At 48.7% G+C, this 18847-nt stretch carries 17 protein-coding genes; 15 read left to right on the top strand and 2 right to left on the bottom strand.

Going from position 1 to position 18847, the window contains the following annotated elements; translation table 11 throughout:
• The first annotated feature begins 54 nt into the window (after positions 1–54).
• The 8 genes from JMM79_02970 (at position 55) to JMM79_02935 (ending at position 6543) form a co-directional block, all read left to right on the top strand.
• Positions 55–411 (top strand): hypothetical protein, encoded by a 357-nt coding sequence (locus JMM79_02970; protein QQY08194.1) that lies wholly within the window; start codon positions 55–57, stop codon positions 409–411.
• Positions 412–562: 151 nt separating this feature from the next.
• Complete coding sequence (locus tag JMM79_02965) at positions 563–769, top strand: hypothetical protein (GenBank protein ID QQY08193.1); 207 nt, start codon at positions 563–565, stop codon at positions 767–769.
• A gap of 52 nt (positions 770–821) precedes the next feature.
• Positions 822–1079 (top strand): hypothetical protein, encoded by a 258-nt coding sequence (locus JMM79_02960; GenBank protein ID QQY08192.1) that lies wholly within the window; start codon positions 822–824, stop codon positions 1077–1079.
• Between the two features lie 74 nt (positions 1080–1153).
• Positions 1154–2635: a hypothetical protein gene (locus JMM79_02955; GenBank protein ID QQY08191.1), complete on the top strand. Its 1482-nt coding sequence runs from the start codon at positions 1154–1156 to the stop codon at positions 2633–2635.
• 13 nt (positions 2636–2648) lie between these two features.
• Entirely contained in the window at positions 2649–2921 is a 273-nt protein-coding gene (locus JMM79_02950) for a hypothetical protein (GenBank protein ID QQY08190.1), read from the top strand.
• Positions 2922–3347: 426 nt separating this feature from the next.
• The gene (locus tag JMM79_02945; GenBank protein QQY08189.1) at positions 3348–3884 is read left to right on the top strand and encodes a type III secretion system chaperone; all 537 of its coding nucleotides are present in this window, start codon (positions 3348–3350) and stop codon (positions 3882–3884) included.
• Positions 3881–5761, top strand: a complete 1881-nt coding sequence (locus tag JMM79_02940) for a hypothetical protein (protein QQY08188.1) — start codon at positions 3881–3883, stop codon at positions 5759–5761. The genes JMM79_02945 and JMM79_02940 overlap by 4 nt, the downstream gene beginning before the upstream one ends.
• A gap of 332 nt (positions 5762–6093) precedes the next feature.
• Complete coding sequence (locus JMM79_02935; protein QQY08187.1) at positions 6094–6543, top strand: hypothetical protein; 450 nt, start codon at positions 6094–6096, stop codon at positions 6541–6543.
• Here JMM79_02935 and waaF read toward each other — a convergent pair.
• Positions 6540–8540, bottom strand: a complete 2001-nt coding sequence (gene waaF, locus JMM79_02930) for a lipopolysaccharide heptosyltransferase II (GenBank protein QQY08186.1) — start codon at positions 8538–8540, stop codon at positions 6540–6542. The two genes, JMM79_02935 and waaF, sit on opposite strands and share 4 nt — an antisense overlap.
• 470 nt (positions 8541–9010) lie before the next feature.
• Here waaF and JMM79_02925 point away from each other — a divergent pair, with 470 nt between their 5' ends.
• The 7 genes from JMM79_02925 to JMM79_02895 all read left to right on the top strand — a co-directional run bounded on the left by JMM79_02925 (position 9011) and on the right by JMM79_02895 (position 17140).
• On the top strand, positions 9011–9997 hold the full coding sequence (locus JMM79_02925) for an AAA family ATPase (protein ID QQY08185.1): 987 nt from the start codon (positions 9011–9013) through the stop codon (positions 9995–9997).
• A 67-nt stretch (positions 9998–10064) separates the two neighbouring features.
• Positions 10065–10946: a DUF58 domain-containing protein gene (locus JMM79_02920; GenBank protein ID QQY08765.1), complete on the top strand. Its 882-nt coding sequence runs from the start codon at positions 10065–10067 to the stop codon at positions 10944–10946.
• Positions 10943–11485 carry a DUF4381 family protein gene (locus tag JMM79_02915; GenBank protein QQY08184.1) on the top strand — a complete coding sequence of 181 codons (543 nt, stop codon included), beginning with the start codon at positions 10943–10945 and terminating at the stop codon, positions 11483–11485. The genes JMM79_02920 and JMM79_02915 overlap by 4 nt, the downstream gene beginning before the upstream one ends.
• Positions 11486–11514: 29 nt before the next feature.
• On the top strand, positions 11515–12549 hold the full coding sequence (locus JMM79_02910) for a VWA domain-containing protein (GenBank protein ID QQY08183.1): 1035 nt from the start codon (positions 11515–11517) through the stop codon (positions 12547–12549).
• Positions 12531–14309, top strand: a complete 1779-nt coding sequence (locus JMM79_02905; GenBank protein ID QQY08182.1) for a VWA domain-containing protein — start codon at positions 12531–12533, stop codon at positions 14307–14309. Before JMM79_02910 ends, JMM79_02905 begins: the two co-directional genes overlap by 19 nt.
• Before the next feature lie 273 nt (positions 14310–14582).
• A complete protein-coding gene (locus JMM79_02900) occupies positions 14583–16376 on the top strand; it encodes a BatD family protein (protein ID QQY08181.1) in 1794 nt (597 codons plus the stop codon).
• 38 nt (positions 16377–16414) lie between these two features.
• Positions 16415–17140: a hypothetical protein gene (locus JMM79_02895; protein QQY08180.1), complete on the top strand. Its 726-nt coding sequence runs from the start codon at positions 16415–16417 to the stop codon at positions 17138–17140.
• Between the two features lie 215 nt (positions 17141–17355).
• On the opposite strand, the gene JMM79_02890 is transcribed toward JMM79_02895, so the two are convergent.
• Positions 17356–18660 carry a hypothetical protein gene (locus tag JMM79_02890; GenBank protein ID QQY08764.1) on the bottom strand — a complete coding sequence of 435 codons (1305 nt, stop codon included), beginning with the start codon at positions 18658–18660 and terminating at the stop codon, positions 17356–17358.
• Positions 18661–18847: the final 187 nt, after the last annotated feature.

The following is an 18847-nucleotide window of genomic DNA, read 5'->3' as shown; positions in this document are numbered from 1 at the left end:
GCCTGCGGCGGTCATTCCCATTCCAAAAAGTGAGAACGGGAAGTGAATCTAGTGATGCCGGCCAAGTTACGATGTTTATTGATGGAGATCAGCCTGATGGGGCTGGGTTGCGGGCTGCACGCGGAATCTTTTCAGCTCCTTCAGTTGCTCCGCGCTATAGAGCCAGATGCAGCCTACCCGTTACTCGGCTTGTCTCAGTTCTACATGCTCAATAACGAGATGGGGGAGGCTGAAAGGCTCCTGTCAGAATTGGCGCTTCGCCAGGATCTGCTGGGCACGCCGTTTCTAAAGATGGTACGGGCACTTCAGGCTCTGAGAACCCAAATCTTACAAGCCAGCCAGGTGGAGGCTTTCAACCAGACGGGTTACAAGAGACACAGCAACTTAACTGGGTGGTCCGAGAACTCGTAGTAAAAGGCAAATCCATCTGCATTCTATCAAGGATTCCTGCCCCGTGTTTTGTCTCGCACCTGTTCCGCTTCCCTTTCCTTCTTTTCCCTCTAGTAGAAGTCGAACTGGGGGAGGTAAGTCTAGGTTAGAAGAGCTTCCTTCTCAAGAGCTGTTGGACTCTGTCGTCCATCAAAAGCTGGTTAGCGAGGGCAAACTTGGCGGGACTCAATCCCTAGAGGAGTATTTTTCCAGTGTCTCGGAAGGGGAGATAGTCAGGGACCTTCAGCAGGATCTCCTTAGACACTTTTTGAACCAGGTACAAATGGGCATCCAAGAAGGGGAGAGAGAAATTGCAGAATTGAAGAAGCAGAAAAAGTGAAGTTTTCCCATTATTTACTGTACAATCCGAAGAGTTAATTATTTAGAGAGGCATGGCCATTTCCTTTTCGCCCATATCGGGGAAAGAAGCGGTTGGGAGCGAGTGCTTCCAGGGAAGTTCTCAGGGAAGCATCGGTAACGATGAGCAGAGGCAGCTTCTTGAGCAGATTTTGGACGGAGAATTGACTGCGGAGAAGTTAGTTGAAATGGAGCAGTGGTGGGGGATGTATACTTGCCATTGGAGTCTCGTGTCTGCGTTATCCGGAAAACTCGCCGCTGGTGTGCAAACTCTTCTTAGTAATCAAGTCTAGCTTGCATAGATCTCCCAAATCAGTCTTGGAACGTCTCGTGTTTCGTATTGTAAAGGGCTAGGGCTATTTGTTGAGTGAAGGAGCCTAGAAGATGTGAAGGACCGGGAGTAGGTGGGGTTCGGTTTATCGTTAGGGTGTTGACTGGCCCCCATGAAGGTGCTGAGATGGAAATCCCGGAGGGGGGCCTTATCATTGGAAGCGGTGGGGAGTGTGATTTAAGTCTATTTGATCCTCGGGTAGTTCCGAAGCATGCGTGGCTCGCCCCCGTGGGGCACGGGGTGGTTTTGCGTCCACTACAAGGGGCGGTCTGGCTGGACATGGTCTCTGTTAAAGATGATGTGGAGCTGCTTGACGGTGCTAAGCAAATCATCACCGTTGGGGATACGCATCTGGCAGTGGGGTCGCCCCGCTGCTCTTCCGAAGAGAAGTGGCCTCCTACCCATGGCTTCTCGGGCGGAGGCCTTTCCTCCGGAAAGCAGGGTAACCCTAACGTGGCACGCAAAGCTCTTCCAATAGGAAAGGGTAAGAAGAGCACCGATGCTTTGCTGTTTATCACCGCAGCAGTGGCAGGTACGCTGCTTGCTTTTACTATCTTGGGGGTATCCAGGCATCTTGGGAAAGAAAAAGGGATGGGAACGCGAGAGATGGACAGGCTTGATCTTTTGGGAAAAGTTGTTCCTCCAAAAAAGTCAGAGCTAGGAAATTCGGGCCTAGCCGTTGTTCCTCGTCTATCTGCTCCTGAGTCTATTGATCCAAGCTTGTTCCCTCTGGAAGCTAAGGCAGCAACTCAACTCTCTAGGGATATGAACGAAGGAGTAGTTTGTTCATTAGATGTACAAGGCGGCAAGTCACAGCTTAGGATATGGGTCAGAGGTGGAACTGAAAGTGCTGTAGCACGAGGAATCGCAAGTCGTTTCTCACCTCCCTTGCACTATCAAGTTTTCGACCTTGCCCAGTTAGAGGCCTCGGCAGCCATGCTAGCGCAACTTTCTGGACTATCTCTCCGCGTGTGCATAGCCCCGGGGGGAATTGCCTTCTGGAGTGGTTATCTGCAGAACGACAGAATGTGGCACGAGTTTCTCCCTCGTGTCGCTCGTGAGTTGCCAATTATCCGAAATCACTGCTGTAGGATCATCTTCGGAAACCGGTTGGCGAAGACCCTACAGGCAGAGTTGCGCCAGCGTGGGCTACGACAGGTGCAGCCAGTTGCATCCGAAAATAGTGTGCTCTTAGCTGGAAGCCTGCCAAAAGAACAACAAGGGCAATGGAATGCTTGGATGACCAAAGTGCGAGAAAGATATGTTTCATGGATCCCTATTATCGATAGAGTGAATAGCAGTGCTGTGGTGAGAGTCGCTTCCAAAGACTTTTTTCCGTCTCGCATTGTGGGAGTTTCTGGTACTACAGGACCGTGGGTTGCTCTTTCGGATGGGTCAAAGTTCTTCCAAGGTGCTAGGCTGAGGGATGGATATATACTGAAAGAGATTACCCCCAGCATGCTCCTATTGAATAGCCCGGAGGGTGCCCTAAGACTCCCCGTTTCTGGGCTGGACTAGGCTTGTTTATGCCATGACGCCACTTTTTGGGGAGGATGGAGTTGGAGTGGGATCTGCCCCGGAGCCGATTTTCATCTTTTTTACAGAACTCGCCGACCGCATTCATAGAGAATGCACAGGTTCTGAGCGTAAGCGGGTGCTTCAGTTGCTAGAACACTGGCGTCAGGAACAGGCTGAAGCTGGGTCTACCGATCCATCACAGGGCCAGCTTATAAAACAGGCAATCGACCTAGCTATAGAAATTACCAAGAACGCATTTATTCCCCCTTGCGCACGCGACGAGTAAGGTTGCAGTAGAATGCGGTGACAGAATTTTTCCTTTCTCCTACTGGAGGAGGTACGGTATAGTGTGGTCCACTGCGGGTTCCGTTGAAAAATCCGGCTCCCGGTGGCGAAGTACTTTTTGATAGGAAGTGGTCCTGATCCCGCTGAGGGTGTCACAGGTGTAGCAGTCTGCCTCTACATATCGATGGAGGCTAACTACAAGAAGGGCGACACTGCAGAATCCCGTGCGCACTTACCTATTTGCCTTGCCAGAACACCCGTAAGGGAAGCGAAAGTGGGCTGCTTGCCAAAATTTTCTGTCACAGGGCCAGGAGAGAGGCGTCACAGCCCCGGCCTATTTAAATCTAGAAAAAGTGTGGGGCACGGTCACACCCTCCGACAACAGCATCACATTGGTGTAACGGGGGAATCCTGCCCTGGCGGCAAAATGACGTCTGACACATTTCTTGTCGGCGGGAAGAAGGTTCTGGGAATTGGAAATGGGTATATACAGGAAGTGACGCAGAGTCTCGCATATGGGACAGTGGGCAGCGTGAACAGCATATCTCTTCAAAGTGCAGATTCCGAGCTACTCGTGTTGCTACTCAAGATACTTGGGGTCAAGAAACCGGACGGCAGTCTACTACTTCCGATTAATCTCATAGTGGATGGGCGCTTACCTATCCAAGTACATCGGCATAAAAGCCGATGGTTTGTCAGTGGGGCGGTTGCCACGGAGGTTTCTAACTGTGAAGGCAAGGTGCTTTCTTATCTTGTGAGCGAGGCTTCCAGGGTATGGGATACCCTGGTAAGCATTATGTCCTATGAAAAAGATAAAGACATGTTGATCCTGTGGAGGCGGGTTCCGCGCCTTGTGCACCAGAAGGACTTGGAATCAAGTATTAGTCTGTTTTTGAAAGAGCTTGAATTTTGGCGTGCAGAGGCCACTAGAGCTGGTTGTACGGGGAGAGATAGTTTTCTATGATGGAAACCTTGGAAACCTTGACTCTCTTACGTGTGCTGTTGGGGTTCGCTCTGGTCTTGATGAGCTCCATCAGTACTAGAACGCCTGCCGCTTGGTCGGCTACCTCTTCCGACGGATCTAGCCTGTGGGAAAGCCACGGTGATACTCACTGGCTAACGGGCTCTGTCAGCATTTTGGCTGATCACAGTACTATAGGAGATATCTTGAGGGAATTCGGAGAGCAAACAAACCTTAGAATCGTTCTTAGCCCAGCCATTCATGGAAAAGTCAGCGGGAAGTTTATAGGGTTGGGGCCAAAACACTTCCTGCATCAAATCTGCCGTGCGTACGGGTTAGATTGGCTTTATTACAATGGACAGATCTACTTCTATTCCAATACAGAGAGCAAAACAGCAGTGTGTACGCTAAGATATTTACCCGTTACACAGGCAATAAGGACGGTAGAAAAGATCGGGATACTCTCCCTGGGAGCCTCCATCCATCACATTCCTAACACCCCTATGGTGGTACTCAATGGCCCCCCAAAGTACATAGAGATTGCCCAGACGGTACTCCATACATTGGAGGCACAGAGCGCTTATAAACAGACAAATGAGTTGGTGATCCAAGTATTCCCTCTCAATTACGCTTGGGCTTATGATGTAGACCTTTCTAACGGCGTATGCATCGAAGGGGTCGCTACCACTCTCTCCAAACTTATTTTGGGAGGCTTAAATCTAAACCACGCACGCCTGAAGACAGAAAAGTTTCCAGTCTCCTCCTCAGGAACTCTTGGGAATATGGCAAGTCCTGGTCCAATTTCCGGTGTTCACGGTGAGTGGCCAAGCGGCAAACGGATGGTCCATGCCTTTCCTGTTAGTATAGGACAAAGTGGAGGACGGGAGGGCTTCCGCAACGTTTCCACTGTTTCTCCAGCCAAAAATCTAGCACTCAATGATGGCTTTGACCCAGCCTCTTCTCCCGACGGCGGTGCTTCCATTGCAGCGAGTGTACGCGCCAATGCCGTAGTCATCCGGGACGTTCGGGAAAACATGCCGTTTTATAGAGCGGCTATCGCTAAACTGGATGTTCCTATACGGGTAATTGAAATTTCAGCCGCTATTGTAGATGTAGACATCCACGCCTCTCGGGCCTTGGGACTAAGCAGCATCAACGCAAGTGTGGGAGGAGTCGCTGGGGTGGCAAGTAGTATAACAGGGGAGCCCCTCGCCAGGCATAACGGTAATTTGAACATAAAAGGTATCTTTGGCACTAGCGTTGTTACTGCAGCACTAAATTTTCTAGAAAAGAACAAGAAGGCAAAAATTTTGTCACGCCCTACTATAGTTACGCTGGATAACTTTGGCGCCTCCATCGGCAGCGCAGATACATTCTATCAATCTGTGCAGGGCAATTATGTGAGTAACATGTTTAATGTAAGCGCTGACTTAAGGTTAGAGGTGGTTCCGCATATAATGATGCACAAAAAACAACCGCAAATTTATATGCAAGTCAAAGTAGAAGATGGTTCCTTCGACTCGAAACAGAGGGCAGCTTCCCTACCAATGGTACACCGTTCTCAGCTTATTACACAGTCCATCGTCCGCAAGGACCAAAGCCTCCTAATCGGAGGGTTGTATCGCAAGGTAGATGTACGGGAACGCGGCGGATATCCCTGGTTGAATCGGGTTCCTATTCTGGGCTTCTTCTTCTCCTCAAATACTCGTAGAAATTTGGTGGTGGAGCGGTTGTTTCTTATTACACCGAGGATCGTCGACATTAACTCCAGAACCTTAAGGGATTACAGTCAGTACTTTCGTTCCACACGGCACGGAGGGCGTGCGGGAACTTCCCACGAGGACTTCGCAAGAGCCACCATTGCGCACAGACAGCACTGAAACCTGCAATGGTATAAGATAAATTTATGCCCTCTATATAGCTGATGGACGAGTCGAGGTTTGCTTCTCGACCTTCCTGAGAGGAAGGCATCTCGGGCCCTCCCTGGCCACCGCAGAGCTTTTTGCTAGCGTCATTCAATCCGTTTTTCATTCGGATAAAATCCTTTAGGATCTTGTGGACAATTGAACTGGGTAGTACCATGCTCCTCGCGGGGGTGTTCCCAGATTTTCCTAGTGTTGTACCGTGCTTGCAGGAAAGGCAAGCGTGAGCGCCTGCGCGGTACGGCTTTAGAGGGGGCTAAGGGTTAACCGGTAATATGACAACAAGGTCAATGAATATTGAGTCGTTTACGCCAGCCACCGTTCGGGCGCTCGTTTCCTTAGCGGAAAAACGGAAGAAGCTCTTGGAACAAGTGCAGTCTCTGGAAGCTGAAATTGCTTCTCTTCTGGACGATCTACCCACTGGAATTGCTGCTGGAAAGGGGGGGCGTCCACCCAAATCTATGACAAGGCCTGCTAGAACTAGAAGAGCAGAGAGGAGAGTGCAGAAACCAGGTGTGTTAAAGGAACGCATCCTGCAAATATTGCGGTCAGCTGGCGATACTGGGATTAGTGTATCGGAAATAGCTGAGGAGCTTTCTATTCTTCCAGCAAATGTTCACGTGTGGTTCAGCACAACCGGGAAACGCTTAGAGGAGGTGAGAAAGGTTGCACCAGGTCGTTTCCGTTATTATCCTGCAGCAGGTTCTCAAGTTTCCGAAGAGGGGGTAGCCTTGCATTAGGAAGGCACAGTGGTTGAGTGGCGCAGATCACTCCTCGCCCCGTTTGGGTATTCTAAAACTTTAAACACCGCTTCTTTTACCTGTCTTACGCTAATCGCTTTCATACACCTAAAATCGATAGGGCAGCTTTGGAGAAAGCAAGGACTACACTCCACATGTTGGCGCAGTACACTGTGTTTTCTTCCGAGAGGAGCAGTCAATAAAGGCTCTGTAGAGCCAAAAATGGCTACCACAGGGATCCCTAACAAGGCAGCTAGATGCATGACCCCAGTGTCATTTGTTAAAAGAAGGCGGATAGACAAGAGCTCTGAGATCAACACAGTGAGATCAGTTTTCCCTACGTAATTCAGTACAATATCTTTTGGGAGACCAGCCACGATTGCCCTGACAATAGAAGCGTCCTTAGAAGTACCAAAGACTTTCCAGCGGTATCCCGTTTCCTCGGAAACTCCCCTGATCACTTCTTGGAATCGATCCATTGGCCAATGCTTAGCGGGGCCGTATGCTGCGCCTGGACATAATCCAAGAGTGGGAGCGATTAAGCGACTTGATGGAACTAGGGGAAGACTGATAGGAGAGGAAAGTTGCGGAGGAGGTGCTCCGAGTGCTTTTGCCATCCATAGGTAATGTTCTGAATGGTGTTTTGGAGCCACGCCAGCCCCTTGCTTTGGCGCCTCTACAATCTGGTTAAGCAGCCAAAAACGGTAATGTCCTCGATAGCCAACGCGACGGGGAATACCGGCCAGAAAAACTTCTAACGCACATCTGCAAGAATTGGGAAAAAGTATGGCAGCCTCAAAGCGACCCCGCAGCTTGTGTGCGATGCTCCAAAGGCTCTCCCCCTTAGAAATCGGAATTACCTCGTCGACCTCCTTTATCGTATGCCAGAGCGCAGCTAGTTCCCCAGCCACCAAGACGGAAATTCTAGCATCTGCCCTGCCTTTTTTGAGGGCCTGTACTGCCGGAATGCTCATAACAGCATCCCCAAGCCAGTTGCTAGAGCGGACAAGTATACGAAACGGGAACAGGTGTTCTCTAGTTCCCTTAGGGAGATAAGTTCCTCGCCTTTTTTGGAAAAGCAAGAAGTCTGGGTTAGGTATTTTCCAGCGATCATGGACCCAGAACCAATCTTTTGGCGACTCTTGGATTTGCAATTCGAGAACGCAATTGATATCCGCAGTTAACTTATTAGAACAGCCTGGTTGGTATGAGATAGGATGTCGGATCGAAATTCTCCAACGAGCAAACCCATCCGTAAAGATGGCCATAGGAAGTACTGCTGCTCCAGTTCTACATGCAAGCGTAGCGGCGAGGGGAGAGGTTGATGCTAGTCTGTAAAAAAGTGGAGTCCAAATTCCTCCATCGCCAGCGTGTTGGTCTACTAGTACCCCTACAACTCCGCCCTGGCGCAGCATGGTAATAGGGGCGGAAAATCCGTTTTTCCGGTTAAACAGAACCAAGCCACGTTTACAGCGGCCCTTGTTGACCAAGTTATCAACCCACCTACTCCGTAGGGGCTGGTAGACGGCGCCGGTAGGCACATTCGGGAAGAAGGAGTTTAACTGGGCAAATAGCTCCCAATTCCCCATATGGCTAACAGCCGCCACTACTCCCCTACCTGCTTCCACACAAGACTGAATCAACTCTTTGTTTTCCACAGAAGAGCAGGCGTGGATCTGTGGCTCGCTAAGAGTAGGGATTTTTAAAGCGCTGAGACAGTTTGCACCAGCTGTTATAAAGTGTTGCAGGACTAGTCGATTAACCTGAAAGTTGGAGTACTTTTTTGGGAAAGCGTGAATTATATTTTTCTTTGCTAGTTTACGGTATCTTGGCAATGTGCCCCAGGCAGCCAGGCCTAGTATTTGCCCAATAAAAAAACAGATGGAAAGAGGAAGTAAGCGAATGATGCCTATCACTCCGTAGGCTACACAGGCGAAGACATGATGCATACCCTGTTCCAGGAATTGGAGTCTGCTATGAAGACCAGGGGAACTCATGTCTGAAGTACAGCGTGAGACCGTGAGTGGGGATTAACCCCTGAAGGGTTGTAGTCCTTCTCCAATCTTCGAAAGCACATAGCGGATCTATTTTGGTGTCTGTTTTTTGGTAAGCAGGCTGCCCATGCTCTCCTGTTTTGACCGTTCTGCCATCAATGTAGTACAAGGTGACAGGGCTTATATGCCGTCGAAGTTTCATCGAAGATTAACAGGGGTTGCTTACCTTACACAATCTACCCGTTCGAGCATCTGGAGGCTATTCGAACGGCTTGGAAAAGTGAGTTGGGAGCGACCATATCAATACGGTTAAAGGTTGATAGATGTTGTCTCTCACCTATAGCAGAATTGTTGGCTACAATGGACGTTTAGTTTACTTGAAGTCCTCTTGGCCGAGAAGAAAAGTTGGATCTCCCCAGCGTGAAAAGCGATTATACCGTGAAGGACGTGTGTGATAGGCATTTGTTGTAATGATGAATACGTTTTCAGGGTTAGATGAGCAAGTCCAGGAGGCCAGGCACTGGATACGACCCTTACTCGATGAAGTAAGCAAGGTGATTATCGGCCAGAGCACGCTAGTTCAACGCTTGCTGGTAGGTATCCTAACTAATGGGCATATTTTGTTAGAAGGCGTGCCTGGTCTGGCTAAGACGCTGGCGGTGCGTACCTTGGCCTCAGCAGTTCAGACAGGATTTCAAAGAGTGCAATTTACTCCAGACCTTCTACCTGCTGACTTGATAGGAACACCAATTTATAATCCACGCACCGGAGAATTCACTACAAAGCTGGGCCCTATTTTCTCTAACTTGCTCCTCGCGGACGAGATTAATCGGGCTCCGGCTAAAGTACAAAGTGCTTTGCTAGAGGCCATGCAGGAGCGGCAGGTAACCCTAGGTGGACAAACTTATCCCCTTCCAGACCCATTTCTGGTCTTAGCAACGCAAAACCCTATTGAGCAGGAGGGTACTTATCCATTACCTGAGGCTCAGTTGGACCGTTTTATGTTAAAACTTAAAATAGGCTATCCTAGCCGGGAGGAAGAGCTTGCTATCCTAGATATGATGGCTACTTCTACACCACGACTCTCTGTGTTAAGTACTGTGAGCATGTCGGAAATTGTCCGCGCTCGCAGTGTAGTAAACGGGATTTATGTGAATGGGCGTGTGAGAGATTACATCGTGGATATTGTTAGGGCCACTCGCGCTCCGGAGGCCTTCAAGCTTAAATTGGACAGCCTAATTCGCTATGGTGCATCCCCGCGTGCGACCATTTTCCTTACACTTGCCAGTAAGGCAAATGCATTCATAACCGGTAGAGCGTACGTAACTCCACAGGATGTCAAATCTGTCGGGTTAGACGTATTGCGCCATCGGGTCGGGATAACCTACGAAGCAGAGGCGGAGTTGGTAACCAGCGAGAATGTTATCGAAAAAATTTTCGCCGGCCTTCCAGTACCCTGAATTATGTTTGACTGGAGGCGCTTACCGGAGAACCGTAGGTATTATCGAAGGATGTGAGATGCATACCATGTATAAACCAGACGAGACCTTTCGAAAAATTCGGCGGATTGAGCTATGCACACGGCATCTTGTAAGGTCCTCTTTTTCTGGCTGCTATCATAGCGCTTTCAAGGGAAGTGGAATGCATTTTGATGAGGTACGTGAGTATGCACCTGGCGATGAAATTCGCAGTATTGACTGGAACGTAACTGCGCGCTTGGACATGCCTTATGTGAAAAAGTTCGTAGAAGAGCGAGAACTAACAGTCATGCTAGCGGTGGATATTAGCGCCTCTGGAACTTTTGGAAGTGTACGCCTGAGCAAGCGGGAATTTGCCGCGGAAATAGCGTCCATCCTAGCCTTTAGCGCCTCTCGGAACAACGATAGAGTGGGTCTTGTCCTGTTTAGCGATCGCGTAGAGCTCTTCATCCCTCCAAAGAAGGGATACCCTCATGTACTTAGGCTCCTCCGAGAAATGCTTCTTTTTAAGCCCAAGGGTAAATGTACGGACTTTTCCGCAGCATTTGGGATACTTGACCACGTGGTCCATCGGCGTGCTGTAGTGTTTGTTCTCTCTGATTTTCTCGTTGCAGACTTATCCAAGCAGTTCATTGTGGCAAGCCGTAGGCATGACGTCATCGCTCTATGCATCGAGGATCCTGGTGAAATCCTCCTGCCAAATGTAGGTGTTATTACTTTTGAGGATGCTGAAAGTGGTCGCCAAGTGGAGCTCGATTCCTCTAAGAGGAGAGTGATGGAGGAGTTTGCGAGGCTTGAATCGAGGCATCGCAGTGTTCAAAGAAAGGTGCTACAGAATCTTGGAGTTGATATTATACGGTTCCACACCAATGAGGATATCATCCCACCGCTACGTGCTTTTTTTGCGCGAAGAAAAAGGAAATTGTTATGACTTCTGCTGTCTCCTCCTTGCTAGAACTAGCTCCACTCCATGATATTGACCCTCCGGTCCCTATTCCTCCATATCCAGTTTGGTATCCAGTTTGGGTCGCTCCGCTGGCCATCTTAGGTGTTCTGGGCCTCACCGCCACATTTTTTTTTGTCAGGAAGCTTTCCCTTCCCAAAGGGAAACGACCTACCTCTCCCAAGGACACCGCGCTACAGGCATTAGCACTGCTCCGCTCCCAAATAGAAGTACTTTCTCCCCACGACTTTGGTGTTGAAGTTTCCGCTCTTCTCCGTCGCTACATACAAGAGGAATACGGGCTACACGCGACAACTCAAACCTCCATGGAGTTCTTGGTGTCCATTCAAGACAGCCCTATGTTCTCCTTAGAGGAGAAGGTCATACTAGGAAAATTTCTTGAGATGGCCGACCTTCTTAAATTCTCCAGGAAAGAAATAAAGCGAGATGAGACTTCCGCTTTGTTACTACAGGCAGAGCAGCTTGTATGTACAAAAAATCAGGATGCGGTTTCACAGGAACTCTAAAAAAAACAACTGCAGGTAGAGAGAGTGGAATGATACATCCGCTTCGCTTTGGCAGCTTTACCATTCTATATCCCTGGGTCCTCTTTTTTTTGCTGGCCCTTCCAGCGCTGTTTCTTTTGAGGCGGATGGTAGGTAGTGTTACGCCAGCTGTGCGGTTTTCTTCCATAGAAACAATGTTGGCCTTGGGTCGAGGTGGTAAATCGCAGACCAGAAGTTACCTCAATGCAATTACTTGCTTGACAGTGACCCTTTTGTTTCTAGCGGCATCTCGACCGCAACTGGAAAAGAGTAACACTCGTCTTCAGTCAAGTGGTATCGACATCCTATTGGCTTTCGATGTTTCCAGCTCTATGAGAGCAGAAGACATGACTATCGGCAATAAGCGGATAAGCAGAATAGGGGCCGTCAAGGGGATTGCACGGCAATTTATCGCTAAACGCCTAAATGATCACATCGGTATTATTGCATTTGCTGGACGCCCCTATTTGGTTAGCCCACCTACACTAAATCGTGACTGGCTGGCATCAAATATAGGGCGCCTGCAGGCAGGTATGATAGAAGAAGAGGATAGCACTGCTATTGGTTCAGCAATTGCTGCCGCCACTCGGCGCCTCAGGAACCACTCTTCTAAGTCAAAAAAGGTCCTGATACTACTCACGGATGGCGTAAATAATGCCGGCCGTATCTCTCCTCTAACCGCCGCAGAGGCAGCCAGGGCTCTTGGGATAAAAATCTACACCATCGGTGCAGGCTCCAGCGGCCCAGTACCCTTTCCAGTGCCAGATATATTTGGCGGAACTCGATATCAAATGGTTGAGCTTGACAGTGACCCGGCCACTTTAAAAAAAATTGCAGAGGTGACAAGCGGGCAATTCTTTCATGCAGCGGATAGGCAGTCTCTAAAGAAAATTTTTCAAACAGTCGGCCAAATGGAAAGGTCAACGGCAGTAGTGACTAAGGTATTGTTTTATCTGGATTTGTTCCCGTGGCTCGTAGGTTTAGCACTCGGACTGCTCCTAGCGGAAGTCCTTCTTTCTCAAACGGTATGGAGGCAGCTTCCCTAAGCTTTAGTGAACCATCCTGGTTTGCCGCTCTGGCCATCTTGCCAGCGATTGCCTTGCTTTTGTGGTGGGCAAATCGACGGAACACACTTCTCCTACAACAAGTAGTAGCTCCCCGTTTGTTTGAGCAACTCGTAGATTCCGTGAGTGGAAAGCGGAAATTCATCCGGGCAGCCCTCTTGCTGGGCAGTCTTACTCTTTTGATCACAACCCTTGCCAGGCCCCAGCTAGGAACCGCTCCTATAAGTACCACGCAAGCAGGGAAGGACATTATCGTTGCAGTAGATGTTTCTAGAAGCATGTTGGCAGACGATTCTGCACCCAACCGGCTGACACAAGCGAAGTTTTTTGTGCAAGATCTCATCAATTGCCTTCGTGGGGACCGTTTGGGGTTAATCACTTTTTCTGGAACAGCTTTCCTACAAATTCCACCGACAATTGACTATGGTGCTATAGCTGGGGGGGTTGAGGAATTGGATGTGAATTTCATTCCTAGAGGCGGGACTAACATTGCTTCTGCTATTCGAGTAGCAAGAACGGCATTTGGTCACCTTGTGGGAGAAGCTCGTGCATTGATTCTCGTGTCCGACGGTGAAGAGTTAGAGGGGAAGGCTATCATCGAAGCAAAAAAAGCAGCCTCCCAGGGAATCCACATTTATGCTGTAGGTATTGGCACCACCAGAGGATCCTTGATCCCCATTGCTGCTGCACAATCTGGGGAACAAGATTTCGTGCGTGGTGCTGACGGAAAACCAGTAATCAGCCACTTAGATGCAGCGTATCTCAAAGCAATTGCAGAAACCACCGGTGGTTTTTACTGTCCCTTTAGCCCATTTTTATCTGCTCAACGGATCTTTAACCAAGGGTTACTCCCCTCACTCGTCCCAAGGAAGGGTCAAGCCTTGATGTCGAGCCGTCCTATTGAGAGATTTGAGTGGACCCTCATTCCGGCGATTTTGTTGCTATTGGCTTGGCGATTAACAGAGCATTGGAGGATGGGTTGTTGCAGGCGCATCCCCTTTCCGGGACTGATATTAGTGGGCATCTTGTCGACAGCGACGTCGGTAAAAGCTGCACAAAATGGCTTAGAAAGTTATCAGAGGGGAGACTATCAAAGAGCTCTCAAAGATTTTGAGAGTTGTTTACAAGAGAGACCGAATCTTCCAGAAGCCTCCTTTAATGCGGGTACAGCAGCTTACAGATTGGGAGATTATGATAGGGCTCTTGATTTTTTTGGAAAGGCTATCCCAGGGAAATCTGTGCAACTTCGTGCTAGTGCCCAATACAATATGGGCAACAGTCTAGTACGAAAGGGGGAAGCCAGTTCTTCGTATGAGCAGAGACGAGCACAGTGGAAGGCTGCCATCCGTCAATATGACCAAGTGCTTAGGCAGCAGCCTAAAAACAAAGCCGCTGCAGACAACAAAAAATTGGTACAGGCAATGCTGAGGGAGCAGGACCAAAGAGAGAACAAGGGGAGCCAACAGGACCAAAGGGAGAACAAGGGGAGCCAACAGGACCAAAGGGAGAACAAGGGGAGCCAACAGGACCAAAGGGAGAACAAGGGGAGCCAACAGGACCAAAGGGAGAACAAGGGGAGCCAACAGGACCGAGCCAACAGGACCAAAGGGAGAACAAGGGGAGCCAACAGGACCAGAATTCGCGGTCTGGCGCTTCTTCTACCTTTCCCTCTTTTGTTTCGAAAACAGACAAAAATGAGCAAGCTGGAGGAAGAAAAGGAGGCCTTTCCAGTGGAACGATGATTCCATCCGCATTACTGACAGCAGAGCAAGCAAACATGATAATAGACTCTATGAAGGAGGATGAGCAGCATGTCAAAATCCGTGGGCAGGATCTCCCTGAAGATATCTACAAAAATTGGTGAACAGGAGGTCGTCCAGCCCCCCCTGCTTGAAGTTGGAACGTCGTTGGAATGTAAGTCCTAATTCCCGTTCCTTTATCAATCTCTTGTCTTCCCACGCCCCCTAAGCCGATGGGACTACTTAATGGGAAGAGGTATCTTGCTAAAATTGAGCATGAGAACTTGGCTAAATTCCTACTTAAAGAGTTACGTGGTAGCTTCACTAATCTGCTGTTGGTGGTTGTGGTATATCTCTTTCCTTTCTGCCTGTGCAGCAGCTGTTCGGGCGAGTGTTCGAATTTCCGATGGGGAGGTGCAGGTGGGACAAACTGTCCATCTAGACATCATTGTCCAGGGAGCAAGAAACGCGGAGGTACCCGATGATATAAGAATAGAGGGTTTACGAGTAAGTTATGTCGGGCGGTCGACGCAAATTCGCATGCTCAATACGCAAGTTGATTCAAGTTCCACTTATACCTTTTCTGTATATCCGTTGCGCGCCGGGACTTTCATCATCCCCGCTTTGCAAGTCAAGGTAGATGGTGCAATCCTTCTGACTAAGCCGTTATCCTTGAAGGTGGTAGAAGCTTTCACACAGAGGGGCAGGCACAAACAAAAGATACCTCAGCAATCCCCCCCATTGCGTTCCACCGATACAAAGCTTGCATTTGGAATGCTTTCCATCCCTAAAAAAGAAGCCTACCTAGGGGATATAATCCCCATTAAAGTCCAGTATTTTTTTCACCCTAATCTTTCCGTACAGTCCATTAGCTCTGCACCATCTTTGATCGGAGAGGGATTTATGGTTCAGGAAATGAGCGAACCTAAGCGGAGTTATCGAGAAATCAACGGGACTAAGTACACGGTTCTTGCTTTTCAAAGTTCTGTTTGCCCAATAAGGGCGGGAAAGTTGCAGATTCCACCAGCATCCCTCATCTGTCAGGTGCTGGAGCGCCCACTTCTTGATATCTCACAACAGGAGGCGAATGTGGCAGATGCTTTTTTGCAGCGCTTTTTTGGCACAATATCGGTTGCTCACGCCGTGCGGAAAATAGAGGTCAGGTCAGATTCTGCAACTATACAGGCACTCTCTTTACCAAATGAGAGACAACCAGTTTCTTTTCATGGTGCCATTGGAAACTTTGCTCTACGCGTGGAAGCCTCCACAAAGGATTCTTCACTGGGAGATCCTATTACCTTACGAGCAATTATTTCTGGGGAAGGAAATTTTGAGCGGATCAGAGAACTAGAATTGGATGGTAGACAAGGATGGAAGTCCTATTCCTTCCCACCAAAGTTTAAAAGACTGGGGGGATATGGCGAGAAAGTGTTCGAATGGATGCTGGTCCCCAGTGTGGAAAAAAATTCCACGCCGGAGGTCGTTTTTTCTTATTTCAACCCCACTCTAACGAAGTACATAACATTGCGCTCTGCCTCAGCAGTAAGGGCAAGGCCAGCATCCCACTCAGCATCTGCGCCAGAAGTAAGATCTTCCGTTCCCCTAACTGAGAAGGAAAAACGGAGAGTCGTGAGAAAATTCGCTGCTGAATCTTACCAACCAATTACCGGACGTCCTGAGTTTGCGGCCGCCAATGGGATAGCTATCCTGGCATTGTTGGCCTTTGTTGGGAGTCAACTCGTGCGGAATTTTAAAAAATCTGGTGAATTACGATCCCCCTTGAAAGCGTCTTTAGATAGGCTGTCCGATCCTAATACTTCTGCAGAAAAGTTCTATTCCTCCGCTGCAGAATTTCTTCTCTTGCGGGCGCAATTGGCCTCTGGGAAAAATATGAGAGGAGAATCAGCGCAGGAAGTCGTGCGTGCTATTGGGCTCGTAGGTGAGGAATCTAAGTTGGCGTTGAAAACCTTGGTACTTCATGAGGAGACATCCTACGGCTTTCGTCAGGTGGAGAAACCTCCCATCGAGACTCGTGCAGCTATCCTGAGACTCTTAGGGCATCTGGGTTGATGAGAGCTTATCTTTCTTTTCGTATACTACTGCTGTTTATGGTACTCCTTGCAGGAGTGACCGCTGCCGTGAAGGCCACTTCTTTTGAGGAAGCAACCGATAGGTTACTAGCAGGGGATATAGATGGTGCGGTCACAGCATATGAGTCACTAATTAGCAAAGGTATTTACGGATCAGCAATTTATGCAAACCTAGGGCTTGCTTTTCAGAAAAGGAACAACTCAGCTGAAGCCGCGCTCAATTACTATCGGGCATTAATGTTGAACCCTCAATGCGCTGAGGCTAAGGAAGGGCTAAGTCGATTGCATGCGCAAACAGGGCTTCCAGAACTTACTCCTACCTGGATACAAAGACTTGCAGGGATAGTCACACCCACTTTTTTACTCATTGCCGGTGAGATTCTTTTCTGGACAGGGACTTTCCCGCAGGTTAGTGGCTTTTTCAAAAAGAAGCCGCTGTTCAACTTAGGCGGCTGCTGTCTCTCGTTGGTAGGTGCCGCAATGGTTCTGGTTGGCTGGTTGAGTGACCCACGCGTGACGAGAAAACACCTAGCCATTGTTGTAACTCAAACTCAAGAAGGGGAGCCAGCTCTAACCCAGCCGATGGCTGCTGCCGATCGTATAACCTTTCTTCTACCAGGTACCCCCGTGACAGTGCTTTCCGAACGAGGGGATTGGAGCTACTGTAGACTCCCTGAAGGGGATCGAGTCTGTTGGATTCCCTCCTCACGCCTCTCCTTCGTGCGCCAGAAGGCTATCAACTAATCGGGTCTTACTTCGTTTCATAGCAAGATTGCATGCACACTTTGCTCTAAAAAGAGGGCAGGTGGACTTAATCTAGCACGAGGCGAACACTTATGTAACATTGGAAGGAGGACATTTCTGCAGTAAGCTCCCCCGAGTGGCAGGGCTAGACAGATAAGGTACCTGAGGAAGGAAGAGTAAGTTGGCCCGTACAGCATCGACATCGATCCTATCTCCTAACTGGACCAAAATGCCAGAAACGGGGATATGATGAGGAGTATTCCAGTAAGAATGATGATAATCAGCGCCACGTTTCGATACCTTGCGAGCTCCGGCACCCGTAGAACTAACCACGCAGGGATTAGGCATCCCACTAGTCCAAAAATCGGGCTGGAAACTGATGTAAAGTACAGAATTGGGATGTTCAAACCAACTACACCCCATGCAAGTAAGATGGTAAATATCTGTACCCCCCGATTGAGCCACACGGAGTTGATTTCTCCGGTTGGAAAAAAACGTTGAAAAATGTTGAGCACCAATCCTCGGCATACCTCGTGAAAACCTAAGTAGATACTAAAAAATGCTGTTACTATAGCAAATATGTTAAGGGTGATGCCTAACGTTGTCGCCAGGCCGGAGGGCAGGAACCTTGCAGCCATTGCCAGGGCAGAGATATTATTGCGGAAGGCAAACTCGGCCTCCTCATATCCAAACGCCAAGGTAAACGAAAGGGCGTAAAAGAAGACTGTTCCAAACAAAATCAAAAACGCAATGTTCATTACACGAAGTGCTTTGTAGCGTGCTACTTCAGGGCATTTTTCTCGGGATCGGTAGGATATTACCATAGGGCTCAAAGTCTGTATGAATAATATCGAAGTTAGGGTGAATGGAAGAGTAATAATACCTTGCCTAGCAAGCACACGATAAGGATCGATCGGGCCAATATTGTATAAATTCCAGAACTTGATCATCGCTACTCCTAGAAAGACAATGATGCCCAGTTTGATTAGAACCATGAGTACAGACACCCTAAAGAGGAAGCGTTCTCCCTTGGCTGCAATCGATACGAGGCTGCCGATTAAGGCTAAGGAATAGAGCGGATTCCTAGAGAGCAAATTCTTGGTCACCCCAAATGTTTGGAGGTAGGAAGCACTGTCATTAGTAATGTCAGTGAAGTAGACAAAGATCCAAATGACCAACATGAGGAAATACAAAACACCGAGAGCTATTCCCCAGTTCTTACCGAGATATCCAGAAATCACCGCGGGATAGTCGCTACAAATTTTTGATTCTGCCAGCGTGTTGATGAAAAGTCTTTGAAATAGGTAAAGGGATGGATAGGCTGCCACCGCGGAGGCGAGGAAGCACCATATCCCCACCCTCCCTGCTTGGACCGGTAAGAAAATTATACCGGCACCTATCGCCATTCCTATGCTTAGGATGACCCATCCTACATCCACGCGGCTAAAACGCGTCGCCTCTTTCCACTCTGCTGGTGACAGTCCTTTTTCCCGGCCTGAAGAAAGATCTTCACAAGCTATAGCAGCAGTTTTATGCGGTGACCGCGAACTCGGACTATTCATAAACCAGATAAGAAAGACAATGGAGCAGAGCGGACAGAAGCCTAGAAAAATGTTGACCTTATTATTTAAGCAATAGTCTGACTGGCTGTGAGTTCCTCTAACATGGGATGGCAGCCTAATTGAGAAACTGGTTCTTGTAGAAGAA

The organism is Candidatus Xiphinematobacter sp. (assembly GCA_016766635.1).
GTDB lineage: Bacteria > Verrucomicrobiota > Verrucomicrobiia > Chthoniobacterales > Xiphinematobacteraceae > Xiphinematobacter.
Note: the sequence above shows the minus strand (reverse complement) of the source record. Positions and strands in the feature narration are given on the sequence as shown.